The sequence below is a fragment of the Nonomuraea sp. NPDC049750 genome (genome assembly GCF_040659625.1).
Lineage (GTDB): Bacteria > Actinomycetota > Actinomycetes > Streptosporangiales > Streptosporangiaceae > Nonomuraea.
The window spans coordinates 1-25,212 of sequence record NZ_JBFANB010000037.1; the positions used below are offsets into that span (position 1 = coordinate 1).

At 68.3% G+C, this 25,212-nt stretch carries 26 protein-coding genes; 21 read left to right on the forward strand and 5 right to left on the reverse strand.

Going from position 1 to position 25,212, the window contains the following annotated elements:
* The 14 genes from AB0J16_RS50760 to AB0J16_RS50825 all read left to right on the forward strand — a co-directional run.
* The coding region (locus AB0J16_RS50760) for an ATP-binding protein (RefSeq protein ID WP_358553725.1) at nucleotides 1–1,098 on the forward strand (1,098 nt) is incomplete at its 5' end.
* Nucleotides 1,095–1,517 (forward strand): roadblock/LC7 domain-containing protein, encoded by a 423-nt coding sequence (locus AB0J16_RS50765; protein ID WP_214641568.1) that lies wholly within the window; start codon nucleotides 1,095–1,097, stop codon nucleotides 1,515–1,517. The genes AB0J16_RS50760 and AB0J16_RS50765, both read left to right, overlap by 4 nt.
* Nucleotides 1,518–1,582: 65 nt before the next feature.
* Nucleotides 1,583–1,930, forward strand: coding sequence for a DUF742 domain-containing protein (locus AB0J16_RS50770; protein WP_214641717.1), 348 nt, complete (start codon nucleotides 1,583–1,585; stop codon nucleotides 1,928–1,930).
* Nucleotides 1,911–2,501, forward strand: coding sequence for an ATP/GTP-binding protein (locus AB0J16_RS50775; protein WP_214641567.1), 591 nt, complete (start codon nucleotides 1,911–1,913; stop codon nucleotides 2,499–2,501). Before AB0J16_RS50770 ends, AB0J16_RS50775 begins: the two co-directional genes overlap by 20 nt.
* A gap of 149 nt (nucleotides 2,502–2,650) precedes the next feature.
* Nucleotides 2,651–4,201: a signal recognition particle protein gene (gene ffh / locus AB0J16_RS50780; RefSeq protein ID WP_225290502.1), complete on the forward strand. Its 1,551-nt coding sequence runs from the start codon at nucleotides 2,651–2,653 to the stop codon at nucleotides 4,199–4,201.
* Nucleotides 4,202–4,421: 220 nt separating this feature from the next.
* A complete protein-coding gene (gene rpsP, locus AB0J16_RS50785) occupies nucleotides 4,422–4,892 on the forward strand; it encodes a 30S ribosomal protein S16 (protein WP_358553728.1) in 471 nt (156 codons plus the stop codon).
* A 1-nt stretch (nucleotide 4,893) separates the two neighbouring features.
* A complete protein-coding gene (locus AB0J16_RS50790) occupies nucleotides 4,894–5,139 on the forward strand; it encodes an RNA-binding protein (RefSeq protein WP_020546537.1) in 246 nt (81 codons plus the stop codon).
* 71 nt (nucleotides 5,140–5,210) lie between these two features.
* A complete protein-coding gene (rimM, locus tag AB0J16_RS50795) occupies nucleotides 5,211–5,711 on the forward strand; it encodes a ribosome maturation factor RimM (RefSeq protein ID WP_358553730.1) in 501 nt (166 codons plus the stop codon).
* Entirely contained in the window at nucleotides 5,711–6,517 is an 807-nt protein-coding gene (gene trmD / locus AB0J16_RS50800) for a tRNA (guanosine(37)-N1)-methyltransferase TrmD (RefSeq protein WP_358553732.1), read from the forward strand. The genes rimM and trmD overlap by 1 nt, the downstream gene beginning before the upstream one ends.
* Before the next feature lie 137 nt (nucleotides 6,518–6,654).
* Nucleotides 6,655–7,017 (forward strand): 50S ribosomal protein L19, encoded by a 363-nt coding sequence (gene rplS, locus AB0J16_RS50805; protein WP_214641562.1) that lies wholly within the window; start codon nucleotides 6,655–6,657, stop codon nucleotides 7,015–7,017.
* Nucleotides 7,018–7,158: 141 nt separating this feature from the next.
* Nucleotides 7,159–8,019 (forward strand): signal peptidase I, encoded by an 861-nt coding sequence (lepB, locus tag AB0J16_RS50810; protein WP_358553734.1) that lies wholly within the window; start codon nucleotides 7,159–7,161, stop codon nucleotides 8,017–8,019.
* Nucleotides 8,019–8,612, forward strand: coding sequence for a signal peptidase I (gene lepB / locus AB0J16_RS50815; RefSeq protein ID WP_358553736.1), 594 nt, complete (start codon nucleotides 8,019–8,021; stop codon nucleotides 8,610–8,612). The genes lepB (AB0J16_RS50810) and lepB (AB0J16_RS50815) overlap by 1 nt, the downstream gene beginning before the upstream one ends.
* 53 nt (nucleotides 8,613–8,665) lie before the next feature.
* The gene (locus AB0J16_RS50820) at nucleotides 8,666–9,334 is read left to right on the forward strand and encodes a ribonuclease HII (RefSeq protein ID WP_358553738.1); all 669 of its coding nucleotides are present in this window, start codon (nucleotides 8,666–8,668) and stop codon (nucleotides 9,332–9,334) included.
* A 39-nt stretch (nucleotides 9,335–9,373) separates the two neighbouring features.
* A complete protein-coding gene (locus AB0J16_RS50825; RefSeq protein ID WP_026215037.1) occupies nucleotides 9,374–9,697 on the forward strand; it encodes a DUF2469 domain-containing protein in 324 nt (107 codons plus the stop codon).
* A gap of 830 nt (nucleotides 9,698–10,527) precedes the next feature.
* Here the strand turns inward: AB0J16_RS50825 and AB0J16_RS50830 are convergent.
* The gene (locus AB0J16_RS50830; RefSeq protein WP_358553895.1) at nucleotides 10,528–11,181 is read right to left on the reverse strand and encodes a maleylpyruvate isomerase N-terminal domain-containing protein; all 654 of its coding nucleotides are present in this window, start codon (nucleotides 11,179–11,181) and stop codon (nucleotides 10,528–10,530) included.
* 741 nt (nucleotides 11,182–11,922) lie between these two features.
* On the opposite strand from AB0J16_RS50830, the gene AB0J16_RS50835 reads away from it, so the two are divergent.
* The 3 genes from AB0J16_RS50835 to dprA all read left to right on the forward strand — a co-directional run bounded on the left by AB0J16_RS50835 (nucleotide 11,923) and on the right by dprA (nucleotide 15,527).
* Entirely contained in the window at nucleotides 11,923–12,276 is a 354-nt protein-coding gene (locus AB0J16_RS50835; protein WP_357942951.1) for a YraN family protein, read from the forward strand.
* Nucleotide 12,277: 1 nt separating this feature from the next.
* Nucleotides 12,278–13,813: a YifB family Mg chelatase-like AAA ATPase gene (locus tag AB0J16_RS50840; protein WP_358553740.1), complete on the forward strand. Its 1,536-nt coding sequence runs from the start codon at nucleotides 12,278–12,280 to the stop codon at nucleotides 13,811–13,813.
* 142 nt (nucleotides 13,814–13,955) lie between these two features.
* Nucleotides 13,956–15,527 carry a DNA-processing protein DprA gene (gene dprA, locus AB0J16_RS50845; protein WP_358553742.1) on the forward strand — a complete coding sequence of 524 codons (1,572 nt, stop codon included), beginning with the start codon at nucleotides 13,956–13,958 and terminating at the stop codon, nucleotides 15,525–15,527.
* Nucleotides 15,528–16,358: 831 nt separating this feature from the next.
* Here the strand turns inward: dprA and AB0J16_RS50850 are convergent.
* A complete protein-coding gene (locus AB0J16_RS50850) occupies nucleotides 16,359–17,501 on the reverse strand; it encodes an NAD(P)/FAD-dependent oxidoreductase (protein WP_358553744.1) in 1,143 nt (380 codons plus the stop codon).
* A 189-nt stretch (nucleotides 17,502–17,690) separates the two neighbouring features.
* Nucleotides 17,691–18,137 carry a MarR family transcriptional regulator gene (locus tag AB0J16_RS50855; protein ID WP_358553746.1) on the reverse strand — a complete coding sequence of 149 codons (447 nt, stop codon included), beginning with the start codon at nucleotides 18,135–18,137 and terminating at the stop codon, nucleotides 17,691–17,693.
* A gap of 192 nt (nucleotides 18,138–18,329) precedes the next feature.
* On the opposite strand from AB0J16_RS50855, the gene AB0J16_RS50860 reads away from it, so the two are divergent.
* On the forward strand, nucleotides 18,330–19,079 hold the full coding sequence (locus AB0J16_RS50860) for a sulfite exporter TauE/SafE family protein (RefSeq protein WP_358553748.1): 750 nt from the start codon (nucleotides 18,330–18,332) through the stop codon (nucleotides 19,077–19,079).
* A 179-nt stretch (nucleotides 19,080–19,258) separates the two neighbouring features.
* Nucleotides 19,259–20,821, forward strand: a complete 1,563-nt coding sequence (locus AB0J16_RS50865; RefSeq protein ID WP_358553750.1) for a cellulase family glycosylhydrolase — start codon at nucleotides 19,259–19,261, stop codon at nucleotides 20,819–20,821.
* Between the two features lie 119 nt (nucleotides 20,822–20,940).
* Here AB0J16_RS50865 and AB0J16_RS50870 read toward each other — a convergent pair whose 3' ends face one another.
* Nucleotides 20,941–21,396, reverse strand: coding sequence for a DUF4573 domain-containing protein (locus AB0J16_RS50870; RefSeq protein ID WP_358553752.1), 456 nt, complete (start codon nucleotides 21,394–21,396; stop codon nucleotides 20,941–20,943).
* A 613-nt stretch (nucleotides 21,397–22,009) separates the two neighbouring features.
* Here AB0J16_RS50870 and AB0J16_RS50875 point away from each other — a divergent pair.
* Nucleotides 22,010–22,876 (forward strand): tyrosine recombinase XerC, encoded by an 867-nt coding sequence (locus tag AB0J16_RS50875; RefSeq protein ID WP_358553898.1) that lies wholly within the window; start codon nucleotides 22,010–22,012, stop codon nucleotides 22,874–22,876.
* 418 nt (nucleotides 22,877–23,294) lie between these two features.
* Here AB0J16_RS50875 and AB0J16_RS50880 read toward each other — a convergent pair whose 3' ends face one another.
* Nucleotides 23,295–24,548 (reverse strand): peptidoglycan DD-metalloendopeptidase family protein, encoded by a 1,254-nt coding sequence (locus tag AB0J16_RS50880; RefSeq protein ID WP_358553754.1) that lies wholly within the window; start codon nucleotides 24,546–24,548, stop codon nucleotides 23,295–23,297.
* A 129-nt stretch (nucleotides 24,549–24,677) separates the two neighbouring features.
* On the opposite strand from AB0J16_RS50880, the gene AB0J16_RS50885 reads away from it, so the two are divergent.
* Complete coding sequence (locus AB0J16_RS50885) at nucleotides 24,678–25,154, forward strand: GNAT family protein (RefSeq protein WP_358553756.1); 477 nt, start codon at nucleotides 24,678–24,680, stop codon at nucleotides 25,152–25,154.
* Nucleotides 25,155–25,212 lie beyond the last annotated feature (58 nt).

Below are 25,212 nucleotides of genomic sequence, written 5' to 3' on the forward strand. Positions count from 1 at the left end.
ACCGACTCCGGCATCGGCATGACCCAGGACGAACTGGCCGCGGCCAACGACCGCCTCACCGACGCGCCCATCGTGGACGTCTCGGTGTCGCGCCGCATGGGCCTGTTCGTGGTCGCCCGACTGGCGCACCGCCACGGCGTCCGCGTACAGCTGCGCCCGCACGGCTCCGGCGGTCTGACCGCCATGGTGCTGGTGCCCGAGAGCCTGCTCGGCAGCCAGTCCCCGGCCTACGCCGGGACGCAGGGCGGCATGCCCGTGCGCGAGGAGACCTACGCGGCTCCCGCTCCCACGGCCGCGCCCCCCGCGCCTCCGCAGTGGCAGGGCGGCGGCTATCAGATGGGCCCGGGACACCCGTCCTACCCGTCCAACCCGGAGCCCGCCGGTGCGGGCGCGGGCGCCTGGCCGTCCATGCCTCAGTGGCCGTCCGACGTCAACGGCTGGCCCTCCGACCCGCGCGCCAGCAGCGGCGGTTACGACACCGCCGACGTCTGGGTGCCGTCGCGAGGCCAGGGTGGTGGCGGCGGTGGCGGCTGGGGCGGCGACAACGGCCTGCCCAAGCGGCCCACCGGCGACCAGCCGCCGTTCCAGCCGCCACAGGACTGGAGCTTCGGCAACCGGCCGGTGGAGCAGAGCCTGCCGCCCAGGCCGAGGTACGACTTCCCGGAGACGGAGTCGGCCGCGACCGGCCCCATCCCGGTGGTCAACCCGCCCTCGTCGGGTGACGAGTACCTGCCGATCTTCGCTTCGGTGGAGTCGGCCTGGTTCGAGCACGGTGGTGAAAGCGGCGCGAACTGGGGTTCCTCCAAGGCGGATGCCGGTTGGAACGCCGCGGCGGCCGCGGTCGAGCCGGTACGTGACGGCTCGACGGCCGCCGGGCTGCCCAAGCGGGTGCCCAAGGCCAACCTCGTGCCGGGTTCCGCCGACACCGCCTCGGCGCCGAAGGGGGTCGCCCCGATGCCCTCTGTCTCGCCCGATCGTGTCCGCAGCCGCCTGTCCAGCTTCCAGCAGGGCTTCCGCGCGGCACGTGACGACATCAGCGAGGGCAAGGCGTACCCCGCCGGCTCGAGGCCCGTTGATAGCAGGGAGGAGGGCGTATGAACGACCTGAGCCACGCGGCACGCGGAGTCGACTGGTTGATAACCGACTTCGTCAGTACCGTTCCAGGTGTCGCCCACGCGGTCGTTGTCTCGTCCGACGGTCTGCCGCTGGCGGCATCGTCGGGCTTCCCCGTGGACCGGGCTGATCAACTGGCCGCGATCGCGTCCGGCCTGGTGAGCCTGACGCAGGGAGCGGCCAGGGTCTTCGAGGGCGGCGCGGTCAACCAGACCATCGTCGAGATGCAACGCGGGCTGATGCTGATCATGTCGATCAGCGACGGCTCCTGCCTGGCCGTGCTGGCGGCGCCCGACTGCGACATGGGCCTTGTCGCGTACCAAATGACGCTTATGGTCGATCGTGCCGGTCAGGTACTTACTCCGGCGGTGCGCGCCGAGCTGCGCGCCAGCCAGACCAGGTGATGTAGGTGACGGACCCAAGGTGGAACAGCGGTGGCTGGGATCCCCATCCGCAACCCCAGCCGCAGCTGAGCTCAGATCCCGCGTCGCCGGTCCGTCCTTACGCCGTGACGGGAGGACGGACCGCGCCCCGGGTCAAGCTGGCGATGGAGGCCCTGGTCTCGTCCGCGACGGCCGAGCACCGGGAGTTCTCCCACATCACGCCGGAGTATCAGGCGATCAGCCAGCTCTGCCGGCAGGTCCGGTCGGTGGCCGAGGTGTCGGCCCTGTTGCGGATCCCGCTCGGCGTGGTGCGCGTGCTGATCGCCGACATGGCGGCCGAAGGTCTGGTACGCGTACACCAGCCAGCGCTGGAGTCCGGACGGCCAGACGTAAACCTGCTCGAAAGGGTGCTCAGTGGACTTCGCAGGCTCTAGCCCCGGCCTCACCTCGACGAAGATCGTGGTGGCCGGAGGGTTCGGGGTGGGCAAGACGACGTTCGTCGGCGCGGTGTCGGAGATCATGCCGCTGACGACCGAGGCCGTCATGACGGACGCTTCGGCGGGCATCGACGACCTCGGTATGACGCCGCTGAAGTCCACCACGACCGTGGCGATGGACTTCGGCCGGGTCTCGCTCGACCGTGACCTGATCCTCTACCTGTTCGGCACGCCCGGACAGCACCGGTTCTGGTTCATGTGGGATGACCTGGTGCGTGGTGCGATCGGCGCGGTGGTGCTGGTGGACACGCGGCGGCTGGCCGACAGCTTCCCCGCGATCGACTACTTCGAAGAGGCGCAGCTGCCGTTCGTCGTGGGCGTGAACGGGTGGGATGGGTCATACCCGCACAGCGACGCGGAGGTGCGCGACGCTCTCACACTGGCGCCGCACATCCCGCTGGTGCGACTGGACGCCCGGTCGAAGGACTCGGTCAAGAGCGCGCTCATCAACCTGGTCGAACACGCGCTGACGGTCCGGATGGCGGTGCCGGGCTGGAGCGGTAGCTGACCTCGCCTGCTACCTGGCAGGCCGCCGTCCGGGATGTCGCCGTCTGGGGCATGCTGACAGACCGGATGGCCGAGCCAGGCTGGAAGGGCTGCCGGAGCGGATAGGCTGAACCATTAGACCAACATTCGCTTCGAGGACTGGCCTACCACGTGTTCGAGACGCTTTCCGACCGGCTGACATCGGTCTTCTCCTCCCTCCGCTCCAAGGGTCGGCTGTCTGAGGCCGACATCGACGCCACCACCCGCGAGATCCGCATCGCGCTGCTCGAGGCCGATGTCGCGCTGCCGGTGGTCAAGGCGTTCGTCGCCCAGGTCAAGGAGCGCGCCCGCGGCATCGAGGTCTCCCAGGCGCTCAACCCGGCGCAGCAGGTCGTCAAGATCGTCAACGACGAGCTGATCGAGATCCTTGGCGGCGAGACGCGCCGGCTCCGCTACGCCAAGACGCCGCCGACCGTCATCATGCTCGCGGGCCTGCAGGGCGCCGGTAAGACCACCCTGGCGGGCAAGCTCGCCAAGTGGCTGCGCGAGCAGGGCCACGCGCCCATGCTCGTCGCCGCGGACCTCCAGCGCCCCAACGCCGTGCAGCAGCTCCAGGTCGTGGGCGAGCGCGCGCAGGTGGCCGTCTACGCGCCCGAGCCCGGCAGCGGCGTCGGCGACCCGATCGGGGTCGCCCGCCGGTCGATCGACGAGGCCAAGCGCGCGCAGCACGACGTCGTCATCATCGACACCGCCGGCCGTCTGGGCATCGACCAGGAGATGATGCGGCAGGCCGCCGACATCCGCGACGCGGTCTCGCCCGACGAGGTCCTGTTCGTGGTCGACGCCATGATCGGCCAGGACGCCGTGACCACGGCCCAGGCGTTCATGGAGGGCGTCGGCTTCGACGGGGTGGTGCTCACCAAGCTCGACGGCGACGCCCGCGGCGGTGCCGCGCTGTCGGTCAGGCACATCACCGGCCGGCCGATCATGTTCGCCTCGACCGGTGAGAAGCTCGAGGACTTCGACGCCTTCCACCCCGACCGGATGGCCTCCCGCATCCTCGACATGGGTGACATCCTCACCCTGATCGAGCAGGCCCAGAAGACCTTCGACGAGGAGCAGGCCGCCAAGATGGCGGGCAAGCTCACCTCGGGCGAGAACTTCACGCTCGAGGACTTCCTCGAGCAGATGATGATGGTCCAGAAGATGGGCCCGATCAAGAACCTGCTCGGCATGATGCCCGGCATGGGGCAGATGCGCGACCAGCTCAACTCCATCGACGACCGCGACCTCGACCGCATCGCGGCCATCATCCGCTCGATGACGCCGGGCGAGCGCCAGGACCCGAAGATCATCAACGGCTCCCGCCGGGCCCGCATCGCCGCCGGCTCCGGTGTGACGGTGAGCGCCGTCAACAACCTGGTGACGCGGTTCTTCGACGCCCAGAAGATGATGAAGAAGATGGCGGGGGGCATGGGCATCCCCGGCATGCCGGGCGGCCGGGGCAAGGCGGCCAAGGCCCAGAAGAAGACCAAGAAGGGGCGGCGCGTGAGCGGCGACCCGCGCAAGGCCGCTCTGGGCAAGGGCGACTCGGCTCCGGCCGAGCCGCAGCAGCCGGCCAAGGGTGGTCTGCTGGGCAACCTGGGCGGGAAGCTGCCTCCGGGCATGGAGCTGCCGCCGGGCTTCGACCCCAGCAAGTTCAATCTCCCGGGCCAGAAGTAGCAACTTTTCTGGATATTCCGGGTTTACGAGTGCGGCGACCCGCGCCTGCGGGTCGTGCGCAGTCCTGTGCGTCTGGCACAATGACATGTTGGAACATCGTGGCCAGGTGGGTGCCCTCTCATCTCCCGCCGGTCATGCCTGTCCCTGGAGCGGACTCCCATCGTGCCCCACTCGATGTGATGCCGTTCACCCACGCTCGAATGCAGGAGAGACCACACCAGTGGCAGTCAAGATCAAGCTCAAGCGGCTCGGCATGATCCGTAGCCCTCAGTACCGCATCGTCGTCGCCGACAGCCGCACCAAGCGTGACGGCCGGGCGATCGAAGAGATCGGTCTGTACCACCCGAAGGAAGACCCTTCGCGCATCGAGGTCAACGCCGAGCGCGCGGCCTACTGGCTCGGTGTCGGCGCGCAGCCGACCGAGCCGGTGCTCAAGCTGCTCAAGCTGACCGGTGACTGGCAGAAGTTCAAGGGCGAGGCCGCCCCTGCGCCGATGAAGGTCGCCGAGCCGGCGCCCGACCGTCACGCCCTCTACGAGGCCGCGGCCAAGGAGACCCTGTCCGGTGGCGACACCGGCACGGCCGCCACCACGCCGAAGAAGGCTCGCAAGAAGGAGGAGACGGCCGAGGCCGCTCCCGTCGAGGCCGCCCCCGCCGCTCCCGCCGAGACCAAGACCGAGGGCGAGGCCTGAAGTGCTCGAGGAGGCTCTCGAGCACCTCGTTAAGGGCATCGTCGAACATCCAGACGATGTCCGGGTCCGCGCACGCCGCATTCGCAGCGGGCGCGTCCTGGAGGTCCGGGTGCACCCCGAGGACCTGGGTAAGGTCATCGGTCGCGGTGGGCGCACCGCCAAGGCGCTGCGCACTGTCGTGAATGCCCTGGCCGACGGGAAGTACGTCCGGGTCGATCTGCTCGACCTGGACGAAGCCGTCCGTTAGCGTCAGGTTCCTGCGCCCTCATCGGTTTCTTGCCGATGGGGGCGCTTGCGTTAGAAAAGGTGGGAGTTCACGTGCAGTTGGTCGTCGGCCGGATAGGCCGCCCGCACGGAGTACGCGGCGACGTGACCGTGGAGGTGCGCACCGACGATCCCGAGCTTCGCTTCGCCGTCGGCGCGGCCGTCGCCACCGATCCCGCCGACAGGGGGCCGCTGGTCATCGAGAGCCGCCGCTGGCACAAGGGCGCGCTGCTGATCACTTTCGCCGGGGTGACCCAACGCGACACGGCCGAGGAACTGCGCGGCACGATGCTGGTCATCGACTCCGACGAGGTGACGCCCTCCGACGACCCCGACGAGTTCCACGATCACCAGCTCATCGGGCTCGCGGTCGTGACCGTCTCCGGGGAGGCCGTCGGCGAGGTCACCGACGTGCTCCATCACGGTCAGGACCTCCTGGTCGTACGGCGGAGCGGCCAGGACGACGCGCTCATCCCGTTCGTCAAGGCCCTGGTGCCCGAGGTCGATCTCGACGGCGGCCGGCTCGTCGTCGACCCGCCCGAAGGGCTGCTGTGATGCGGCTCGACGTCGTCTCGATCTTCCCCGAATACTTCGCGCCGCTCGACGTCTCCCTCATCGGCAAGGCCCGCGAGCGCGGCACCCTCGACGTCCGGGTGCACCAGCTCCGCGACTGGGCGCACGACGTGCACAAGACCGTGGACGACACGCCCTACGGCGGCGGACCCGGCATGGTCATGAAGCCCGAGGTGTGGGGCGAGGCCATCGACGCGGTGATCGCCGGCGGCTCGCCGGCTGCGGTCGCTGGGGGCGGCTTGCCGCGTCTGATCGTGCCCACGCCGAGCGGGCGGCCGTTCACCCAGGAGCTAGCCCAGGAGCTCGCGGACGAGCCCTGGCTGCTGTTCGCGTGCGGGCGCTACGAGGGCATCGACTCGCGTGTCATGGCCGAATACGGCACGCGCCTGCGCGTCGACGAGATCAGCATCGGCGACTACGTGCTGGCCGGCGGCGAGGTCGCGACGCTGGTGATGGTGGAGGCCATCGGCAGGCTGCTGCCCGGCGTGCTCGGCAACGCCCACTCGGCCGTCGACGACTCCTTCGCGCCGGGGGCCATGCGCAACCTCGTCGAAGGCCCCGTCTTCACCAAGCCGCCGGTCTGGCGGGGACACGAGGTGCCGCCCGTACTCCTGTCCGGGCATCACGGCAAGGTCGCGCGGTGGCGGCGTGACGAGGCGCTGCGCCGTACTGTAGCCAACCGGCCCGAGCTGGCGGCGGCGCTCGACCCCGAGGCGCTCGACAAGCACGACCGGCGGCTGCTGGAGGAGCTCTCGTTTCGCTTCCAGCCGGAAGATATGGCAAACTGAAGCGCTACCGACCATCATGTGGTTGGTCTGCCATGCCCGGGGGACAGTCCCGGGTTCATCGAATCAGCAGGCGCGTCCGCCGCGAGCTCAGGCCGGGTGGACCTCCGCGTGCTCGCGAGGACTTGAGGACAGCTCTCATGCACACGAAGATCCAGGAGCTCGAGAAGGCGACCCTGCGCGGCGACGTGCCGGATTTCCGCCCCGGTGACACGCTCGAGGTTCACGTCCGCGTCGTCGAAGGAAACCGCTCCCGCGTCCAGGTCTTCAAGGGCTTCGTGCTGCGCAGGCAGGGCAGCGGCGCCCGCGAGACCTTCACGGTCCGCAAGGTCAGCTACAGCGTCGGCGTCGAGCGGACCTTCCCCGTGCACAGCCCGATCATCGAGAAGATCGTGCTCGTGACCCGTGGTGACGTGCGTCGCGCCAAGCTTTACTACATGCGTGATCTGCGCGGCAAGGCCGCCCGGATCCGCGAGAAGCGCGAGGCCGTGCCCGCCAAGTGACACAGACCTTTCCGAATGGCCCGCGTCTTGCGCGGGCCATTCGGCTTTGCAGGGGCATTTCCTTTATGTGGAGCGACTCGGGCGCGGGTGTAACGTCGGTCGAGACTTGTCGAGCCGACGCATCATCTAGGCTCGTCAGCGATGACTAGCGAGAGCCAGGAGCACGGCGCGTCGCGCCGCCCTGTCAAGGACGAGGTGGACGTGGTCGCCGAAGAAACAGAGAAGCCAGCAAAGGGCGGCAAGAAGGACAAAAAGGGATCGTTCTGGAAAGAACTTCCCGTCCTGGTCGTCGTGGCGCTGGTGTTGGCCCTGATCATCAAGACGTTCGTGATCCAGGCCTTCTACATCCCGTCGGAGTCGATGGAGAACACTCTCCTGAAGAACGACCGGGTCCTGGTGAACAAGATGGTCTACCACACGCGTGACATCGAGCGCGGCGACGTGGTGGTGTTCTCGGGCGTCGACTCCTGGGACGGCGAGTTCGAGATGGAGGAGCCGTCCAACCCGGTCGCGGCGTTCTTCCGCTGGGTCGGCACCGCGTTCGGCGTGGTGCCCGGTGAGAAGGACTACATCAAGCGGGTCATCGGCGTCGGCGGCGACCACGTCAAGTGCTGCGATCCCAAGGGGCGCATCACGGTCAACGGCGTGGCGATCGACGAGGGTAGCTATCTCTATCCGGGCAATGTGCCCTCCGACAAGTTCTTCGACATCAAGGTGCCTGAGGGGCGGCTGTGGGTGATGGGCGATCACCGCTCGGTGTCGCTCGACTCGCGCTCGCACCAGGGTGACCCGGGCGGCGGCTCGATTCCCGTGGGCCAGGTGGTCGGGCGGGCGTTCGTCATCGTATGGCCGTTCAACAGGGCGACCACGCTGCCCATCCCCGACACGTTCGCGCAGCCGGCATTGCAGGCGATGGGCGGCTCCGTGCCGCTGGTCGCCGGGTTCGCGGGAGCACTACCCTTGGTGCTGATCCGTCGGCGCAGGCGAAGCAGGAGGCCCTGATGTCCTTCACCAAGAAGGCGGCGGCGGGGGACAACAAGAAGAAAAAGGGCGGCTTCCGCGAGACGATCCTGCTGCTGGTCCTCGGCGTCGGCATCGCGCTGCTGTTGCAGGCGTACGTCATCGGATCGTTCTACATCCCGTCGGAGTCGATGGAGAACACCCTGCTGATCAACGACCGGGTGTTCGTCAACAAGCTCTCGGGCAAGCCCGAACGCGGCGACATCATCGTGTTCAAGGGCTGGAACGGCGAGGACACCATCAAGCGGGTCATCGGCATCGGCGGTGACAAGGTGGCCTGCTGCGACGCCAAGAAGCGGGTGACGGTCAACGGCACGGCGCTGGACGAGGAGTCCTACCTCTATCCGGGCGACTTCCCGTCGGGCGACACGTTCAAGTACACCGTGCCGCCGGGCAAGTTGTGGCTGATGGGCGACCACCGCAGCGCCTCCGCCGACTCGCGCAGCCACGTCGAGGAGCCCGGGGGCGGGTTCATCTCGGAGGACGCGGTGGTCGGCAAGGCCATCATGCGCTACTGGCCGCTGTCGCGAGGCAGCATCTTCATGCACCCTGACACCTTCGCCAAGGTCAAATAGCGGCGGCTCCCGGTCGCGGTTTGCGGCGATTGGGGCGTACGCTGCCTCTTGTCATGACAGTTGCGTTCCGCCCTCGGCCCAGCGTTGTCCGGCGTGATTCCGGACTCTATGCCTATGAGCGGGCATTGGCCCGCCGTGGCCTGACCCCGATCGCCGGTGTCGACGAAGCAGGCCGGGGGGCCTGCGCCGGCCCGCTGGTGGTCGCCGCGACCATCCTGCGCAGGCCGATCGAGGGTCTCAACGACTCGAAACTGCTGGTGCCGGCCGTACGAGAACGGCTCTATGAGCTGATCATGGACTCGGCGCACGTCGGGATCGTCGTCATTCCCCCGGCGGAGATCGACGCGCGGGGGCTGCACAAGAGCAACGTGGCCGGAATGCGCCGGGCCGTCGCGCGGTTGACCTGTGACCCGGGGTACATCCTCACGGACGGCTTCCCCGTCCCGGGCCTGCCGGCGCCTTCGCTGGCGGTGTGGAAGGGGGACCAGGTGGCCGCCTGCGTGGCGGCGGCCTCGATCGTGGCCAAGGTCACCAGGGACCGCATGATGATCGAACTGGACGCCGAGTTCCCGGGTTACGGCTTCGCCGAGCACAAGGGGTACGTCACCCCAGGACATCGGCTGGCGCTGGAGACGAACGGGCCATGCTCCCACCACCGTTACTCCTTCGTCACGGTGGCCAGGGAGATGGGGGAAAATGAAATGGGGGCCGGGGTTGCCTGACCAGGCGAACCGGAAGACCGGTACGACAGGAGGACCGCGATGAGCGCAGAGGATCTCGAAAAGTACGAAACCGAGATGGAGCTGCAGCTTTACCGCGAATACCGCGATGTCGTCGGGCTGTTTACGTATGTCGTGGAGACGGAACGGCGCTTCTACCTGACCAACTCGGTAGACCTCGACGTCCGGACCGCGGAGAACGGGGACGTGTTCTTCGATGTGAAGATGCAGGATGCCTGGGTTTGGGATATGTACCGGCCGGCGCGGTTTGTGAAGAATGTGCGGGTGGTCACGTTCAAGGACGTCAACGTCGAAGAACTGGCCAAGGCCGACCTGGAGATGCCGAAGGAGGGGTTCTCGGGGTAGGCGCTTTTTGAGGATGTTCGTACGGGGTGGCTCGGCTTGCTGGAGCGGGGGGCTGCCTGACGGGAGGACAGTGCCTGTGGGGGCCGGAACGCCCATGGCCGGGGCCCTTGGCAGCCCTGAGGCCCGTCCAGGCCCGCCCTGAAGGACCACCGTCCAGGCCCGTCTCGAAGGGTTACCGTCCGGCTCGGCCCTAAGGGTTGCCCATGGGCCAGCATGGCCACCCAGCTGCTCAGCCGCCCACCCGCTGGGCCACACACCCCCTCGGGGTCAGTCGCCCCGGTTCCCGCCCGCCAACGGGTGACCAGCCGCCTGGCCGCCCTGGCCAATCCACAGTCGCTGGCCGAGGCCTATCCGTAGCCAGTTGCCGGACCACGGGGTCACGGGGTCACCCGCTGGGCTCCCCGCCCCCTGGGCCACTCATTCACTCAGGGGGCCGACACCCCGGGTCTTCGCCCGCCCGTGACCGACTGCCCGGCCGTCCCGGCCCATCCACCGGGCCAATCCACAGCCGTGCGCCGGGGATTACCCGCAGCCAGCCACCGGGCACCGCAACGACATGGCCACCAGCCCGGGTCCCTTCCCCATGGCCGCTCGCGGGATCCCCATACGATCACCGGCAACGGCCGCCGGCCCTTCATGGACCCAAGCACAGCCGCCTACCGGGCCACCCGTCGCCCTCTCCATGGCCCGTCTCCCGGTGGCCCGTGGATCCCCATGGTCCGTAAGCTCGCCATGGTCCGTAAGCTCGCCATGGTCCGTAAGCTCGCCACGGTCCGTAAGCTCGCCACGGGCCGTGAGCCTGCCACGGGCCGTTGCCCACAGTGAACGGCTCAACCGAGGACAAGCGGGAGCTTAGCGGCGAAATCACCCAGCGCGACCTTCTCTGCGTCGGTCGGCATACGACGTCCGGTGCCGATCAGCAGCGCGTCCTTGTCGGAGAACGAGGCGGGAAATGAGGTCCCGCCGATCTTCTCCAGCGACGCGCGCGCCGCCACGAGGGTCTCGGTGGGCGGCTCGGCGGCCGACGGTAGATGCGCGATCAGGTCGAGGTGGTGCAAGGTCCATTCGAGCACGTACGCGGACAGATAGTCGCCGACGGTCAGCACCTCGTCGCGGGTACTGACGCGCACGGCGGGATCGGCGAGTTCGGCAGCACGACCAGCCGCGGAACCGACGTCGTCGAGATGGAACTTGAGCAACCGCGGCTCCCCATACGCGGCGGCCAACCGGGGGATCAGCGCATCGAGCGGATCTTCTCCGATTGGGGGTTCGACAAGGTTCCAGTAGGTGACCGCGTCCACGGTCGGCTCGGTTTCGGCGGGCGTGACCAGCGTGATCAGTACGTCCTGGGCGTCGATGACCAGGTGACACACCAAGTCTCGAACGAGCCAGCCGACACAACCGGACGGCCGCTCGAAGTCCTCATCCGAGATTTCGGCGACCGCCGTACGCAACGCCGTCCAAGAGCGTGAGAAGAGATCCACTGCGGCACGGTAATGCCGGACCGGAACGGCGGACAAGCGTACTCGTACGCCCGATTCACGTACCCGGACGGTTGGTCGCGCATCTCGGCGGCCTCTCACGCCAACTAGCGCAGCCCCCCACCACAACACCCGCACCGCCAAAGACCACCCGCACCCCCCGCAGTCACCCGCATCGCCACAAGCCACCCGCACTTCCCGCAATCACCCGGCACCCGCACTCGCGCTGCCACCCGCACTCGCACCGCCCCAGGCCACCCGCACCGCCACAAGCCACCCGCACCGCCACAAGCCACCTGCGCTTCCCGCACTCGCGCTGCCGCCCGCACCCGCACCTGCACCGGCCGCCCGCACTGCCCGCAGTCACTTGCCACTGCCGACTCGTAGCCGCCATGGGTCACCCGCACCGAGACAGGCCGGTCACCCCGCACTGCCACTGGCCACCTGCACATGCAGGTCACTCGGGGCGGGTGAGGTGCTCGGGCCGATTCGCTCTGGGCGAATGGATCACCTGGGTCGGCTCACTCAGAGCGGGTGGATCACCCGGCGAGGCCATCTGGAGTGGCCATCCGGCGAGGCCACGCGGGGCGGCAGCGCACCTCACCCGGCGCGGTGCCAGCTGCCCAACCCCGTCCCCGACTTATCCACAACCCCCCGGACCCACAGCCCCCTCTGTCCACAGAACCTCGCTCGGCCCCAATCTCCCATCCCCGATCCGCGAAAGTCAGGGCCCGGAGGTGCCACATGGCCGCGAGGAACGACCTCGGCAAACACGGCGAGCAACTCGCCGTCAACTACCTGGAAGCCGAGGGAATGACCATCATCGAACGCAACTGGCGTTGCCGCCACGGCGAGATCGACGTCATCGCCGAGGACGGCCCCAACCTGGTCGTGGTAGAGGTCAAGACCAGATCCAGCCGATCACACGGCACAGCCTTGGAGTCGGTACGACCGGCCAAACTGGCCAAGCTCCGCATGCTCGCCGCCAAATGGCTCATGACCCAGCCCCGCGCCTTCGACACGGTCAGGATCGACGTGATCGCCCTGGAACGTTTCGCCGGCGACTACTCCCTCCAGCACGTACGGGGGGCGATCTGAGATGGCAGTGGCGAGGACCCGCAGCGTGGCCCTGGTCGGCGTCAAAGGCCGCAGCGTGGAAGTGGAAGCCGACGTGGGCAACGGCTTGGCGGGAATCCACCTAATCGGCCTGCCGGACATGGCACTCAGCGAGGCCAGAGAACGGGTCAGATCGGCGATGGTCAACAGCCATTTCCCGTGGCCAGACGCCCGCATCACGGTAAGCCTGTTCCCCGCAAGCCTCCCCAAGCGTGGCAGTCAGTTCGATCTCGCCATAGCCGTGGCCATACTGGGTGCCGCCGGGGTGGTCCCCGCCGACCGGGTCGCGGAGCCGTTCTTCCTCGGCGAACTCGGCCTCGACGGACGCCTGAGACCCGTGCGTGGCGTTCTCCCGTCGGTGCTGGGCGCGGCCGAGCACGGAGACGTCACGGTGGTCGTCCCGGCCGCGAACTCGGCGGAAGCGGCGCTGGTGCCCGACGTCAAGGTGGCGCCGTTCACCGACCTGCGCCAGCTGGTGGAGTGGCTACGACGGGGAGACGACCTGCCCGAGTGGCACATCCAAGACGTTCCAGAGTCGCCTCAGCCGACCATCCAGCCCGCTGTCGACCTGTCCGACGTGGCCGGCCAGCCGGTCGCCCGCCGAGCACTCGAGATATGCGCGGCGGGAGGCCACAACCTCTGGATGCTCGGCCCGCCCGGCACAGGCAAGACTCTGCTCGCCGAACGCCTGCCCACACTCCTCCCCGACCTGGAGCTGGACCACGCTCTTGAGGTGACGGCCATCCACTCGGTGGCAGGCGTACTGCCGGCCAGCAGCCCCATGCTGAGCAGACCACCGTTCGTCAGCCCTCACCACACCGCCACGGCGGCGGCCATCATCGGCGGCGGCAGCACCGTCATACGCCCCGGCGCGGTCTCCCTCGCCCACCGGGGAGTCTTGTTCATGGACGAAGCCCCCGAATTCCCCCGCCACATCCTCGACTCCCTCCGCCAGCCCCTGGAGGCCGGTCGCGTGACGGTGTGCAGATCAGCCGGCTCCGTCACCTTCCCGGCCCGCTTCATGCTCGTCCTCGCGGCCAACCCCTGCCCCTGCGCCCAGCCCCAGGACCAGGGGGAAAGCTGTCAGTGCTCACCCACGATGAGACGCCGCTACCTGGCCAGACTGTCCGGCCCGCTTCTCGACCGCGTAGACATGAAGGTCACAGTCGCCCGTACGTCCAGACGCGAGCTCATGGCCGACCGCCAGTTCGTCGAACCGAGCAAGATCGTGGCCGAGCGCGTGCTGGCAGCCCGCCATCGAGCCGCCAAACGCCTGGCCGGCACAGCCTGGCGCACGAACGCCGAAATCCCGTCCGCCGCCCTCCACGCCGACTACCGCCCTTCAGATGCCGCCATGAAGTGCATGACGACCGCCCTCGACTCGGGCACCCTCAGCGCGCGCGGCCTCGATCGCGTCCTACGAGTCGCGTGGACCCTTACGGACTTGGCAGGCAAACCCCGCCCCGAAGACGCGGAAACGTCGACAGCCCTCGCCTTGTGGCTGGGGGTGAACACGTGACCTCTCAACCCGCCGCGCAGCCACCACCGAGGCTCGGCGCACCCGAAGCCCACATTCCCACCCCTCAGGAGCGTCGATGACGAGAGCAGAAGTGGAGGCGAGGGCCGCCCTCATGCGCGTAGCCGACGCTGGAGACCCGACGATGGGTCGCCTCGTCGCCTGCTGCGGCGCCGAGGCAGCAATCGACGCTGTACGCACGGAGACCCTCCCGCCCGATTTCATCACCCAGGAAACCCAAGACCACTACATCCCGGACCCCACCCAATATCGACTGGCGGACCTCAACGGGCAGCACCTCCCGGACCCCACCCAACCCCAACTGGCGAACCCCAACGGGCGGCACCTCCCGGACGCCACCCAGCACCAACTGGCGGACCCCACCCGGCAACACCTTCCGGACCCCACTCAGCAACACATCGCGGACCCAACATGGCGGCACATCGCAGCCGACCTCACTAAACGTCCGCCAAATGACCCAAGCTGGCAACTCAGAGACAATCCCACCCAGAGGCAGACCACAGACTCCGGGGGGCAATGCGGAACGACCATCCCTCAGCAACGGATCTCCGACTCCACTCAGCAACACGTCACAGGCCTCGCCCAGCAACTCGGCACAGCCCTCACAGAGCGCCGCATAACAGAGCTCACCCAGCGACTTCGCGCCTGGCGCGCCCGTCTGGAATCCGCCGATCCCGCAGCCGACCTCGCCAACGGCGAACGAAGCGGCGCCAGATTCATCATCCCCGGCAGCCCAGAATGGCCTACTCAGCTGGATCAACTCGGACCGCGCCGCCCGCTCGGCCTGTGGCTCCACGGCTCGGCCGACCTGCGCTTCTCCTGCCTGCGATCGATCGCCGTAGTCGGCGCACGGGCTGCCACGGCGTATGGTGTGCACGTCGCGGCTCAGTTCGCCGTGGGATTCAGTGACTCCGGCTGGACAGTGGTCTCGGGCGGTGCGTTCGGGATCGACGGCGCGGCCCATCGCGGCAGTCTGGCCGCCGACTCCCCGACGGTCGTCGTCCTGGCCTGCGGCGTCGACGTCAGCTACCCGACCGGACATCACGAACTGTTCGCAGCCGCCCGCGACCAGGGCGTTGTAGTCAGCGAGTGCCCTCCCGGCGTACACCCCACCCGTGCGCGCTTCCTCATCAGGAACCGCCTGATCGCCGCCCTGTCACGAGGCACCGTCGTAGTGGAGGCGGCACTCCGCAGCGGCGCACTCAACACAGCCGGTCACGCTTTGTCACTGCAACGCCACCTGGCGGCCGTGCCAGGCCCGATCACCTCCACCATGTCGGCCGGCTGCCACCGCCTACTTCGCGAACGCAAGGCCGTCTGCGTCACCTCGCCCGAGGAAGTGATCGACCTGGTCGGTTCGATAGGCGATGACCTAGCCCCCCAAACTCGCGGCCCGGTCGTCCCACGAGACACACTGAGCGAGACGACCAGCCGGGTCCTCGACGCCATCCCCACACGCGGCGCCGCAGGCCCCGCCTCCATCGCCGTAGCGGCCGGAGTCTCTCTGGACACGGCTCTGAGCGCACTGGGCGGCCTGGCCGCCGCAGGCTACATAGAACGAGTAGCCAAGGGCTGGCGCACCCGCAAAACGCCACCAAGGACGTACGTGAAAGCCGACGAAACAGCACCTCCTAGGCAGTACGCCTCAGACCTAACCGATGACGACGATCTCCCACCTTCACCCGACGATGCGTGAACTTCCCGCGGGCAGTCCACACCCATGTGCCAACGAGCCGCCCATGACCGTAAGCGATACTGCCCGGCGAAGGGGCGAAGGGGCGAAGGGGCGAAGGGGCGAAGGGGCGAAGGGGCGAAGGGGCGAAGGGGCGAAGGGGCGAAGGGGCGAAGGGGCGAAGGGGCTGCCGATCTGGCCCCTGGGCGGCCACCCGTTGTCTTATGTCCCGGATGACCACGCCACTCACGACGGCTCGCACCCCTTCGCCCGATCTACGAACGCAGCCTCCGATCCGATGCTGTTGCGGCGGCGGCGATTCCGGTGGAGCGGATCAACGGGCCGGTGCTGCTGGTGACCGGGGAGGACGACCAGGTCTGATCGGCCAAGCGGTTCGCCCGTGAGCCCGAGGCGCGGCGTGGCGCGGCGGGCTGGTCTGCTGACCCAGATGCGGATCGGGTCGGGGGCGAGGGTCAGCGGGTCTTGCTATCGGGAGAGTTGCTGCTCGGCCTGGCGGTCGTGCATGGTGGCTCACCGGAAGAGGGCGCGGCGTTGGGCGAGGGTCATCGGGTCTTGCTGCCGGGAGAGTTGCTGCTCGGCCTGGCGGTCGTGCATGGTGGCTCACCGGAAGAGGGCGCGGCGTTGGGCGAGGGTCATCGGGTCTTGCTGCCGGGAGAGTTGCTGCTCGGCCTGGCGGTTGTTCACGGTGGCTCACCGGAAGCAGACGCGCCCCGCCGCTCGGCTGCCCCGTGGCCCGGCGGCGTTCGGGGCGCTGGTTTGGCCGCGCCGGCTGGAGCTGTTGCGGTCGCCGGCCGCCGAGGGGTGCCGCTGACAGGGCTGCATCGCCTGCATGACCTAGCGACTCATGGGGGTCTGCGCGTCTTCGACGAGTACGTTGATCAGCCTGTGGGCTGGGTTGTCTCCGGCGAGCATCTCGTAGATCTCGGCCCCCTCGGCGGCGACTTCGGTGCTGCGGAGGAACATGGCCTGCTCGTACTCGGTGAGGGCGGCCTCGATGTCGTCGGGGTGCGCGGCGATGGCCTGGCCGAGTTCGGCGCCGTCGTACATGGCCAGGTTGGCGCCTTCGCCGTTCGGGGCCGAGAGGTGCGCGGCGTCGCCGAGCAGGGTCACTCCCGGCAGCCGATCCCACTGGTGCCCGATCGGCAGGGCGTAGAAGGGGCGCAGGACCGGTGCGGTGTCGCTGTCGGTGATCAGCGCGGTGAGCTCCGGCGCCCAGCCATGGAACTCCTGCGCGATCCGCGCGCCGGACGCGGCGGCATCGGTGAAGTCGATGGCGGCGAACCAGTCCTGCGGTTCGGTGAGCGCCACGTAGGCGTGCAGGGTGCCGCCGCTCTCGCGGTGAGCCAGGATCGCCTTGCCCGGCGCGGGTGCGCCCATCGACCCGCCGCCGACCGCTTTCGCGGCGGCGGGGTGCCGGGTGTCGGCGTCGAACAGGTAGGTCTCGACGAACGACATGCCGGTGTACGCGGGCGTGGCGGTCGAGAGCAGCGGCCGGACCCGGGACCACGCGCCATCCGCACCGACCAGCAGGCTCGTGACGATGGTGGTGCCGTCGGCGAAGGTCACTTCGTGGCGGCCCTCGCCGAGAGCACGGGCACCGCTGACCTTGTGGCCCCACCGGACGGTACCGGCGGGGAGCGAGTCGAGCAGGGTCTGCCGCAGGTCGCCGCGCTGCACCTCGGGGCGTCCACCCGTGCCGTTGTCGGCTTTGTCGAACAGGACGGTCCCGTCCCGGCCGAGGACCCGCATCGCCTGGCGGCCCTCCAGGACAAGGCCACGGAACTCGTCCATGAGGTCTGCCGCCTCAAGGGCGAGTTGCCCGTTGTAGTCGTGGATATCGAGCATCCCGCCTTGAGCGCGCGCCGTCGGTGAGGCCTCCGCCTCGTAGACCGTGGCCGGGATGCCGTGGACGTGCAGGACACGGGCCAGAGTGAGGCCGCCGAGACCGGCGCCGATGATCGTGACGGGAGAGTGCATGGTTGCTCCTTCGGGCAGGTTCGAGCTCTCGGGCAGGTTCGAGCTCTCGGGCAGGTTGGAGCTTCTAGGCAGGTTCGAGCTCTCGGGCAGGTTGGAGCTTCTGGGCAGGTTGGAGCGCACGCCGGCGGACGCCAGAGCGGGTTGCGGATGCGCGTGTTGCGGATGCGCGGCCTGGCCGCGCATCCGCGGTTACGACCGGGTCGGTTGCCGCAGTCTCGCGGTGATCTTCGCGAGCAGGGCGTGCAGGGTGTCCCGCTCGTCCTGGTCCAACGGGGCGAGGATCGTCTCGTCGGCGGCGGCCATCGCGGTGTCGAGCCCGGCGATGAGCTCGATGCCGACCGGCGTCGCGTAGACGCGTTTACTGCGCTCGTCGCCGCGCTCCGTGCGGCGCTCGACCAGGCCGCCGCGTTCGAGTCCCTGCAACAGGCCCGAGACGCTGGACGCGGTCGTGTGGGTCATCTGTGCGATGTCGCGCTGGATCGCGCCAGGGTTCTCGATCAGATAGCCGAGTACGAAGGCCTGCTCGAAGCTGAGCTCGCGGGCCCGGATCCAATCCTCGCCGGCCTTCCGCTGAGCCCAGACGATCCAGCGCATCAGCTCGAAGCTGCGGCTGCGCGTACTCTTCGGCTCGTCCATGATAAGGACCCTAACTGTTCGGATCCGAACTGTAAATGCCCGAACTGCTCAGTGCGTTGCTGCCGCCCGCCTGTACGGCCCTGGGCCACGCATCTGGCAAGGTCGTGATCTCCCTCTGAGATCACATTCGGATATTCTCATATATTGGACCTATTTGTCTTAGAAAGAGAGATGCGCTCTAGAGTTCCGAGCATGACACCACTTGAGGTGGTCGCGGTGCTGGCGGCCGGAGTCGCGGGCGGGGCGATCAACACCGTCGTCGGTTCCGGGTCACTGATCACGTTCCCTACACTGCTGGCCGTCGGCCTGCCGCCGATCACGGCGAACGTCTCCAACAACATCGGCCTGGTCCCCGGCGGCCTGTCCGGTGTCATGGGCTACCGGGCCGAGCTGAAGGGCCAGCGGGAGCGGCTGCTCAGGCTGGCCCCGGCCTCCGTCATCGGCTCGCTGGCCGGCGGGCTGCTGCTGCTCACCCTGCCCGAGGGCAGCTTCAACGTGATCGTGAGCGTGCTGATCGCGCTGTCCTGCGCGCTGGTCATCATTCAGCCCAGGCTGAGCCGCCTGCTGTCCGCCCGGCCGGGGCGCGCGCACGGCGGGCCGTGGCTGTGGCTGGGCACGCTCGCCGCCGGCGCGTACGGTGGCTATTTCGGCGCGGGCCAGGGCATCCTGCTCATCGGCCTGATGGGCATCATGCTGGACGAGGAGCTGCAGCGCATCAACGCGGCCAAGAACGTGCTCGCCCTGCTGGTCAACTTCACCGCCGCTGTCCTGTACATCCTGGTCGCGGAGGTCGACTGGCAGGCGGTGCTGCTGGTGGCGCTGGGCTCGATGATCGGCGGCTTCTTCGGCGCGCGCCTGGGCCGCAGGCTGCCCGCGCCGATCCTGCGCGGCGTGATCGTCTGCATCGGCGTCGTCGCGATCGTCAAGCTCCTGGCGACCTGATCGGCCGGAGGGTGGCCGCGGGCATCCACCGGTTGTTCTCCGCTCCCGAGCGCTAGTTTGCCCTGTGAAACTTTCAAGCATTTTGCCTGGTCACAGCCATAGGACCCACGGTGCGTTGACGAGCGTGAAGACGGCAGCCGAGCATGACGCCGCGTTCTCCCTCTCCGAAAGGCATCCCCATGCACTTGTCCAAGGCGCTGACGGCCGCCCTGGCCACGCTGGTGGCCGGAGCGGCAGTCGCTGTCGCGGTGACCACGGTCGCCCCGGCAGGCGCGGCCGCCGGTACGGGCACCGGCTACCTGCACACCAGCGGCAACAAGATCGTTGACAGCACGGGCGCGACCGTGCGCCTGACCGGCCTCAACTGGTTCGGCATGGAGACCGACAATCGGACCTTCCACGGCCTGTGGTCGAGCACTCCCTGGAAGGGCCACCTCGACAAGATGGCCTCGCTGGGCTACAACACGATCCGGGTGCCGTACTCCAACGACGCGCTCAAGTCCGGCGCCACGGCCACCGGCATCAACGACTACGTCAACCCCGACCTGATCGGCCTGTCGCCGCTGCAGATCCTGGACAAGATCATCGCGTACGCGGGCGGCAAGGGCATGCGGATCATCCTCGACCGCCACCGCCCGACCGCCGCGGGCCAGTCCGCGCTCTGGTACGTCTCCGCCACGCCGGAGAGCACCTGGATCAACGACTGGAAGGCGCTGGCCCAGCACTACGCGAACAACCCCACCGTCATCGGCGCCGACCTGCACAACGAGCCGCACGCCGAGGGCACCAACCCCAACGCGACCGGCTCCTGCTGGGGCTGTGGCGACCAGGCCCGCGACTGGCGGCTGGCCGCCGAGCGGGCCGGCAACGCGGTCCTGTCGGTCAACCCCAACTGGCTGATCTTCGTGGAGGGCGTGAGCTGCCCGAGCGGCGGTCTGTCCAACGTGTGGGACGGCGATCCCAGCAACGACGAGGACTGCGGCTGGTGGGGCGGGAACCTGTCGAAGGCGGGCCAGTATCCGGTACGGCTCAACGTGGCCAACCGCCTGGTCTACTCACCCCACGACTATGCGACCTCGGTCTACCACCAGACCTGGTTCGACGCCCCCGACTACCCCGCCAACCTGCCGGCCATCTGGGACAAGTACTGGGGTTACCTGTACAAGCAGAACATCGCGCCGATCATGATCGGCGAGTTCGGCACCACCCTGGCCGCGAACGTGGACAAGATCTGGCTGCAGGAGCTCCTGAAGTACACGGGTACCGGGGTGAACGGGATGTCGTTCACCTACTGGTCGTGGAACCCGAACTCCGGTGACACAGGGGGCATCCTCAACGACGACTGGACCACCGTCAACCAGGCCAAGCAGGCCATCCTCCAGCCGTACCTGATCCCGCCGACCGGCGGCACCGGGCAGCCCTCCGATACGCCCACGCCCAACCCTCCCGGGCAGTGCACGGTGACGTACAAGCAGACGAACTCCTGGCAGGGCGGCTTCCAGGGTGAGCTGACGGTGAAGAACACCGGCACCGGCACGATCAGCGACTGGACCGCCACCTGGACGTTCCCGTCGGGGGTGACGCTGGTCAACGGCTGGAACGCGGTCGTCACCCAGTCGGGCACCACGTGGACCGCCAAGGGCCCCGACTACGCCAAGAACCTCGCCCCCGGCGCGTCGGTCGCCGTCGGCTTCACCGCCAACGGCCCGGCCGCCCAGCCCAGCAACGCAACCTGCTCCTGACCCTTCCCGCCAACGCAACCTGCTCCTGACCTTTCCCACCGTCCTGAACTCGCGCTCATTCCGACCGTCACGGGCCCCCGCTTCGCCCCATCGTCGCGGGCTCCCGACTCTTCCCACCGTCAGAGGCTGCCGGCCTTGCGACCGTCGCGAGCTCCTGACCCTCCCACCGTCGCGGGCGGACCCGCTCCCGCCCGCGGCCCCTGAACGAGCACCCGCCCCGCGATCCACGACCGAGCACCGCGGGGCGGGCGCTCGCCTTCCCTCTCCAAGGGGTGGCACTCAACGGTCCTCTCCAAGGGGTGGCACTCAACGGTCCTCTGCAAGGGGTGGCACTCAACGGTCCTCTCCAAGGGGTGGCACTCAACGGTCCTCTGCAAGGGGTGGTACTCAACGGTCCTCTGCAAGGGGTGGTACCCAACGGCCCTCCCCAAGTACGGCGAACTCCAACGCATGCAAGGTCTCTGGCTGGGGTGGCCGGGCGGCCGGCGCAGATGGCACTGACAGCCGCTGGCGGAGCATGGGGTTGCTTTGCCCATCCCTCTACGGGCGAGGCGCTGCCGCGAGCAAGGGATCATCGGGGCGGGCCCAGCGGGCGTGGGCGCGTGATCGCGATCTGGGCCGCTTCCGGCCAGGGCAGCGGGTGGTGTCCCACCCAGTGGTGGATCAGTGATCTCGTTGTGTGTTTCCTAGGTGGGCGAACAGGACGAGCGCGCAGAAACTACACCGCTCTGCGGGACGTCATCTTTGGCTCGACCGCGGTGGACAGGTCCTGCCGGAGGTGGAACCGGTCGGTGACTTGGACGCTTCTGGTGCGCTGGTGCGAGCGGGCGATCTCGGCTTTCAGCTTGGCTAGACCGCTGATCCGCCGGTGGCGTCCCATTGAGTGGTGGATCCACGAGCTCGCCGCATGGCTTGGTTGCTACCAGGGAGGATCGGGTCCGAGTGGCCGAGAACCGCGCCACTCCGCGGATCATCATCGATCCGCGACCAACGAGACACCGCCCCATCGGTCGGCTGCTGGTCGTGGACCAATGTGTAAAGGTGAAAGAAGTGAGGCGACGGTAGGCCCATATACGGGTACAAGCCCGGCCGTGGACTGTCGATCGCCTGGTCGCGTGGCTCCGGCAGCGGTCGGCGTCTGTGAGAGGGGAGGCGCTTGTGGCCGACGGGTGGCTGGGGGCGGATGAGGTGACAGCCGAATTCGGCAGGTACTTGCGGTTTGAAAGAGACCTGTCGCCGCATACCGTGCGTGCTTATCTCTCCGACGTCACGGCCCTGTTCGAGCACCTGGACGGTCAGCTCCACGGTCTTGATATCGGTACGTTGCGCGAATGGCTGGCCGAGCAGCATGCCGACGGTAAGGCGAGGGCGACGCTGGCGCGCAGGACCGCCTGCGTACGTACCTTCACGGCCTACTGCCATCGCAGAGGCTGGTTGCCGGACGACCCCGGCCTGCTGTTGGGCAGTGCCAAGGCTCCCCGCCCGTTGCCTGCCGTACTCGATCTGGAGCAGGTTCAGGCCACCCTTGAAGTGCCGTCGGACGGAGAGCCCAAGGAACTGCGGGATCAGGCCATCCTGGAGCTGCTTTACGCCACGGGGGTGCGGGTGAGTGAGCTGTGCGCGCTGGACGTCGACGATGTCGATCGGGATCGGCACGTCATCAGGGTGCTGGGCAAGGGCCGTAAGGAACGGTCAGTGCCGTTCGGGTTGCCCGCGCTCCGTGCTCTGGACAGATGGTGCGTCCACGGACGCCCCCGGTGGATCCGCGCTGGCTCGGGGGCGGCGGTGTTTCTTGGGGTACGAGGCGGGCGTATCGACGCGGGTACAGTGCGCCGGGTGGTGCACGCTCGCTTGCGTGAGGTCGAGGGAGCACCGGATATGGGCCCGCACGGGCTGCGACACACCGCGGCGACGCACCTGCTCGAAGGCGGCGCCGACCTGCGCAGCGTCCAGGAGCTTCTCGGACACGCATCGCTGCACACCACCCAGATCTACACGCACGTCTCGATCGAGCGCCTCCGCACGGCATACCGCCAGGCACACCCCAGGGCGTGACCGGACATCGGTTCGGGGCCCAGCGGGGGATTGGGTGCGGGTCCAACGGGGACCGGGTTCCGGGTCTAACGGGGATGTTGCTGGGGCTGGGGTCCGGCCGGGGGACGAGGTTGTCGAGGTTGTGGGGTTCAGCGGGGTGGACCTAGTGCGCGATGGCGTATGACCGACTTCGCTCGGTGAGATTTGGCGAGTTGGTCGGGCCGACTGGCCCTCACGGCCGTGTCAGCTGGGCCCCGTGTGGCAAGGCCTGGATGACGTCCTGCGGAGCGGTGCCGCTTCTCGGTCACTCGGCTCCTCGGTCACTCTGCTCCTTGGCTCCTCGGCCCTGTGAGTCCCCGGTAGAAGCCCTACAGCGAGATCGTGGTTCCACCACTCAGCGGGACGCTGCCCACAGCCCCAGGCAGGCGGTCGCCCTGGGTTATCGCTTGGTGGGCCTGGCTCTGCGTCGGCGCTTTCGTGGGGGTCGATTGCGCTGCTGTTTGCGGTGCTGACCTCGTGTGGCGCGCGGGTGCTGCGTGCGTGTACTTCGATGGCGGCGGATCAGGGTCAACAGCAGTAATGCGCTGAACAGTGTGCCCACGCTGATGACTGAGATGGCGGGTGTCGAGGCGGAACGTGCCGCGAAGCGGAAGGCGGGGCTGGCGGCTTGGGGCGAGGTGGGTTCGCTCGAAACGGTGGGGCCGGGCGCAGGGGTGCGACCTGACTGAGGTGGCGATGTCAGCGGTCGGGTGGTTGCCGTAGAGGGAGCCATGTCGGTGGGTGCCGGGTGGAGGCGTTTGGTGCTTGAGGGTGGTGGCTGTGTCCAGAGGGCGGCGGTGTCCAGGGCGTCCAGGTTCCAGTAGGGGAGGAGGCGGATGTGGGCTCGGCCGAGGAGGAGCAAGGGGTCGAGGTAGTGGGAGCCGCGCAGGAGGCCCCAGTGAAGACAGGATTCTCGGCAGTGGCCAGTTGGACGTTCGATGACTCCGAGGCGGGTGCCGGGCATTACGCGCTGGTGCCGGCGTACTGATGCGTTGACAGGCAGATACGTCGTGCGTAGGCCATCCGTGTGCTCGATGGTGACCACACCCCGGCCTGCGAGGGGGCCGGCGAAGCGGACGATGCCTGGGCCTGCGGCTACGACAGGGGTGCTGGGTGGGGCGCCGAGGTCGATGCCCCGGTGGCCCGACAGCCATGGCTCGGGTGGGCGTGCGAACTGGCGGAGGACCCTGGGGTGTCCGTCCAGTGGCCATCGCCAGGTGGGGCGGTCGGCGGCGGCGGGGCTTGCGAGTGCCAAGGGGATCAAGGGAATGGCGAGGGCGAGGAGGGCGGCCAGAAGCGTCATCGGGCCTGAAGCCAGAAGCGTCATCGGGCCTGAAGACGCGCCTCTCCGGAGGAGCTTTGTTGGTGGGGGATGCGTTGACCTGCTGCCGTCGCAGGGGTGCCGGTGGCTTGTGGGGTTTTGGTGGTTGAAGGGGTGACAGTGAGTTGGGGGGTTTTGGGGGCTGAAGGGGTGAGGGTGGGTTTTGGGGTTTTGATGGCCGATGGGATGCGGGGAATTGGGGTTGAGGGGGCGCGGGGAATTGGGGCTGGAGTGGCTTCTGGGAGCAGTGGGGTGGGAGTGAAACGGTGCTGGATGGGTGGGGTTGGAGTGGGTAAGTGGTGACGAACCGTGGGGGGTGGCGTGGATGGGCATGCGGTGAGTTTGCGGGAGAGGTGGGGGCGGTCGGAGGGGCGAACGTAATTCTGTGGAAAAGGGGGCGCGGGTCAGTAAGCCTGTGGATAACCGCTGGCATCGTGGCGCGGGCGGGGTTAAGGAGGCGGCATGGTTGAGCTGCGTGGGTCCCGGGTGATCCTGAGGGAAGTTGTACGGGATGACGAGGCGCGGCTGCGGGAGATCGCGGGGACGCCGGAGGTGGCCAAGTGGTGGGGGCCGGTCGATGAGTTCGATGACATGCTTGCCATCACGGTCGGCGGCGAGGTGATCGGGGCGATCCAGTACGAGGAAGTCGAGGATCCGATGTATCGCAGCTCAGGGATCGACATCTTCCTCGGGCCGCGGTGGCACGGACGCGGGTTCGGGCAGGAAGCCGTTCGTACGTTGGCGCGATGGTTGATCGAGGAGCGGGGGCATCACCGGCTGACCATCGATCCTGCGGCGCACAACTCGGTGGCCATCAATGCCTACGAGCGGGTGGGGTTCAAGCGGGTGGGGATTATGCGGGCCTATGAGCGGGATCCGGTGACTGGAGAGTTTCACGACGGGTTGCTTATGGACCTACTGGCGGACGAGCTGATCTAGCTGTACTGACCGCGGACGTCGGTGGCTGAAGGGCCGCGCTCGAAGGGTTGGTGGCTGA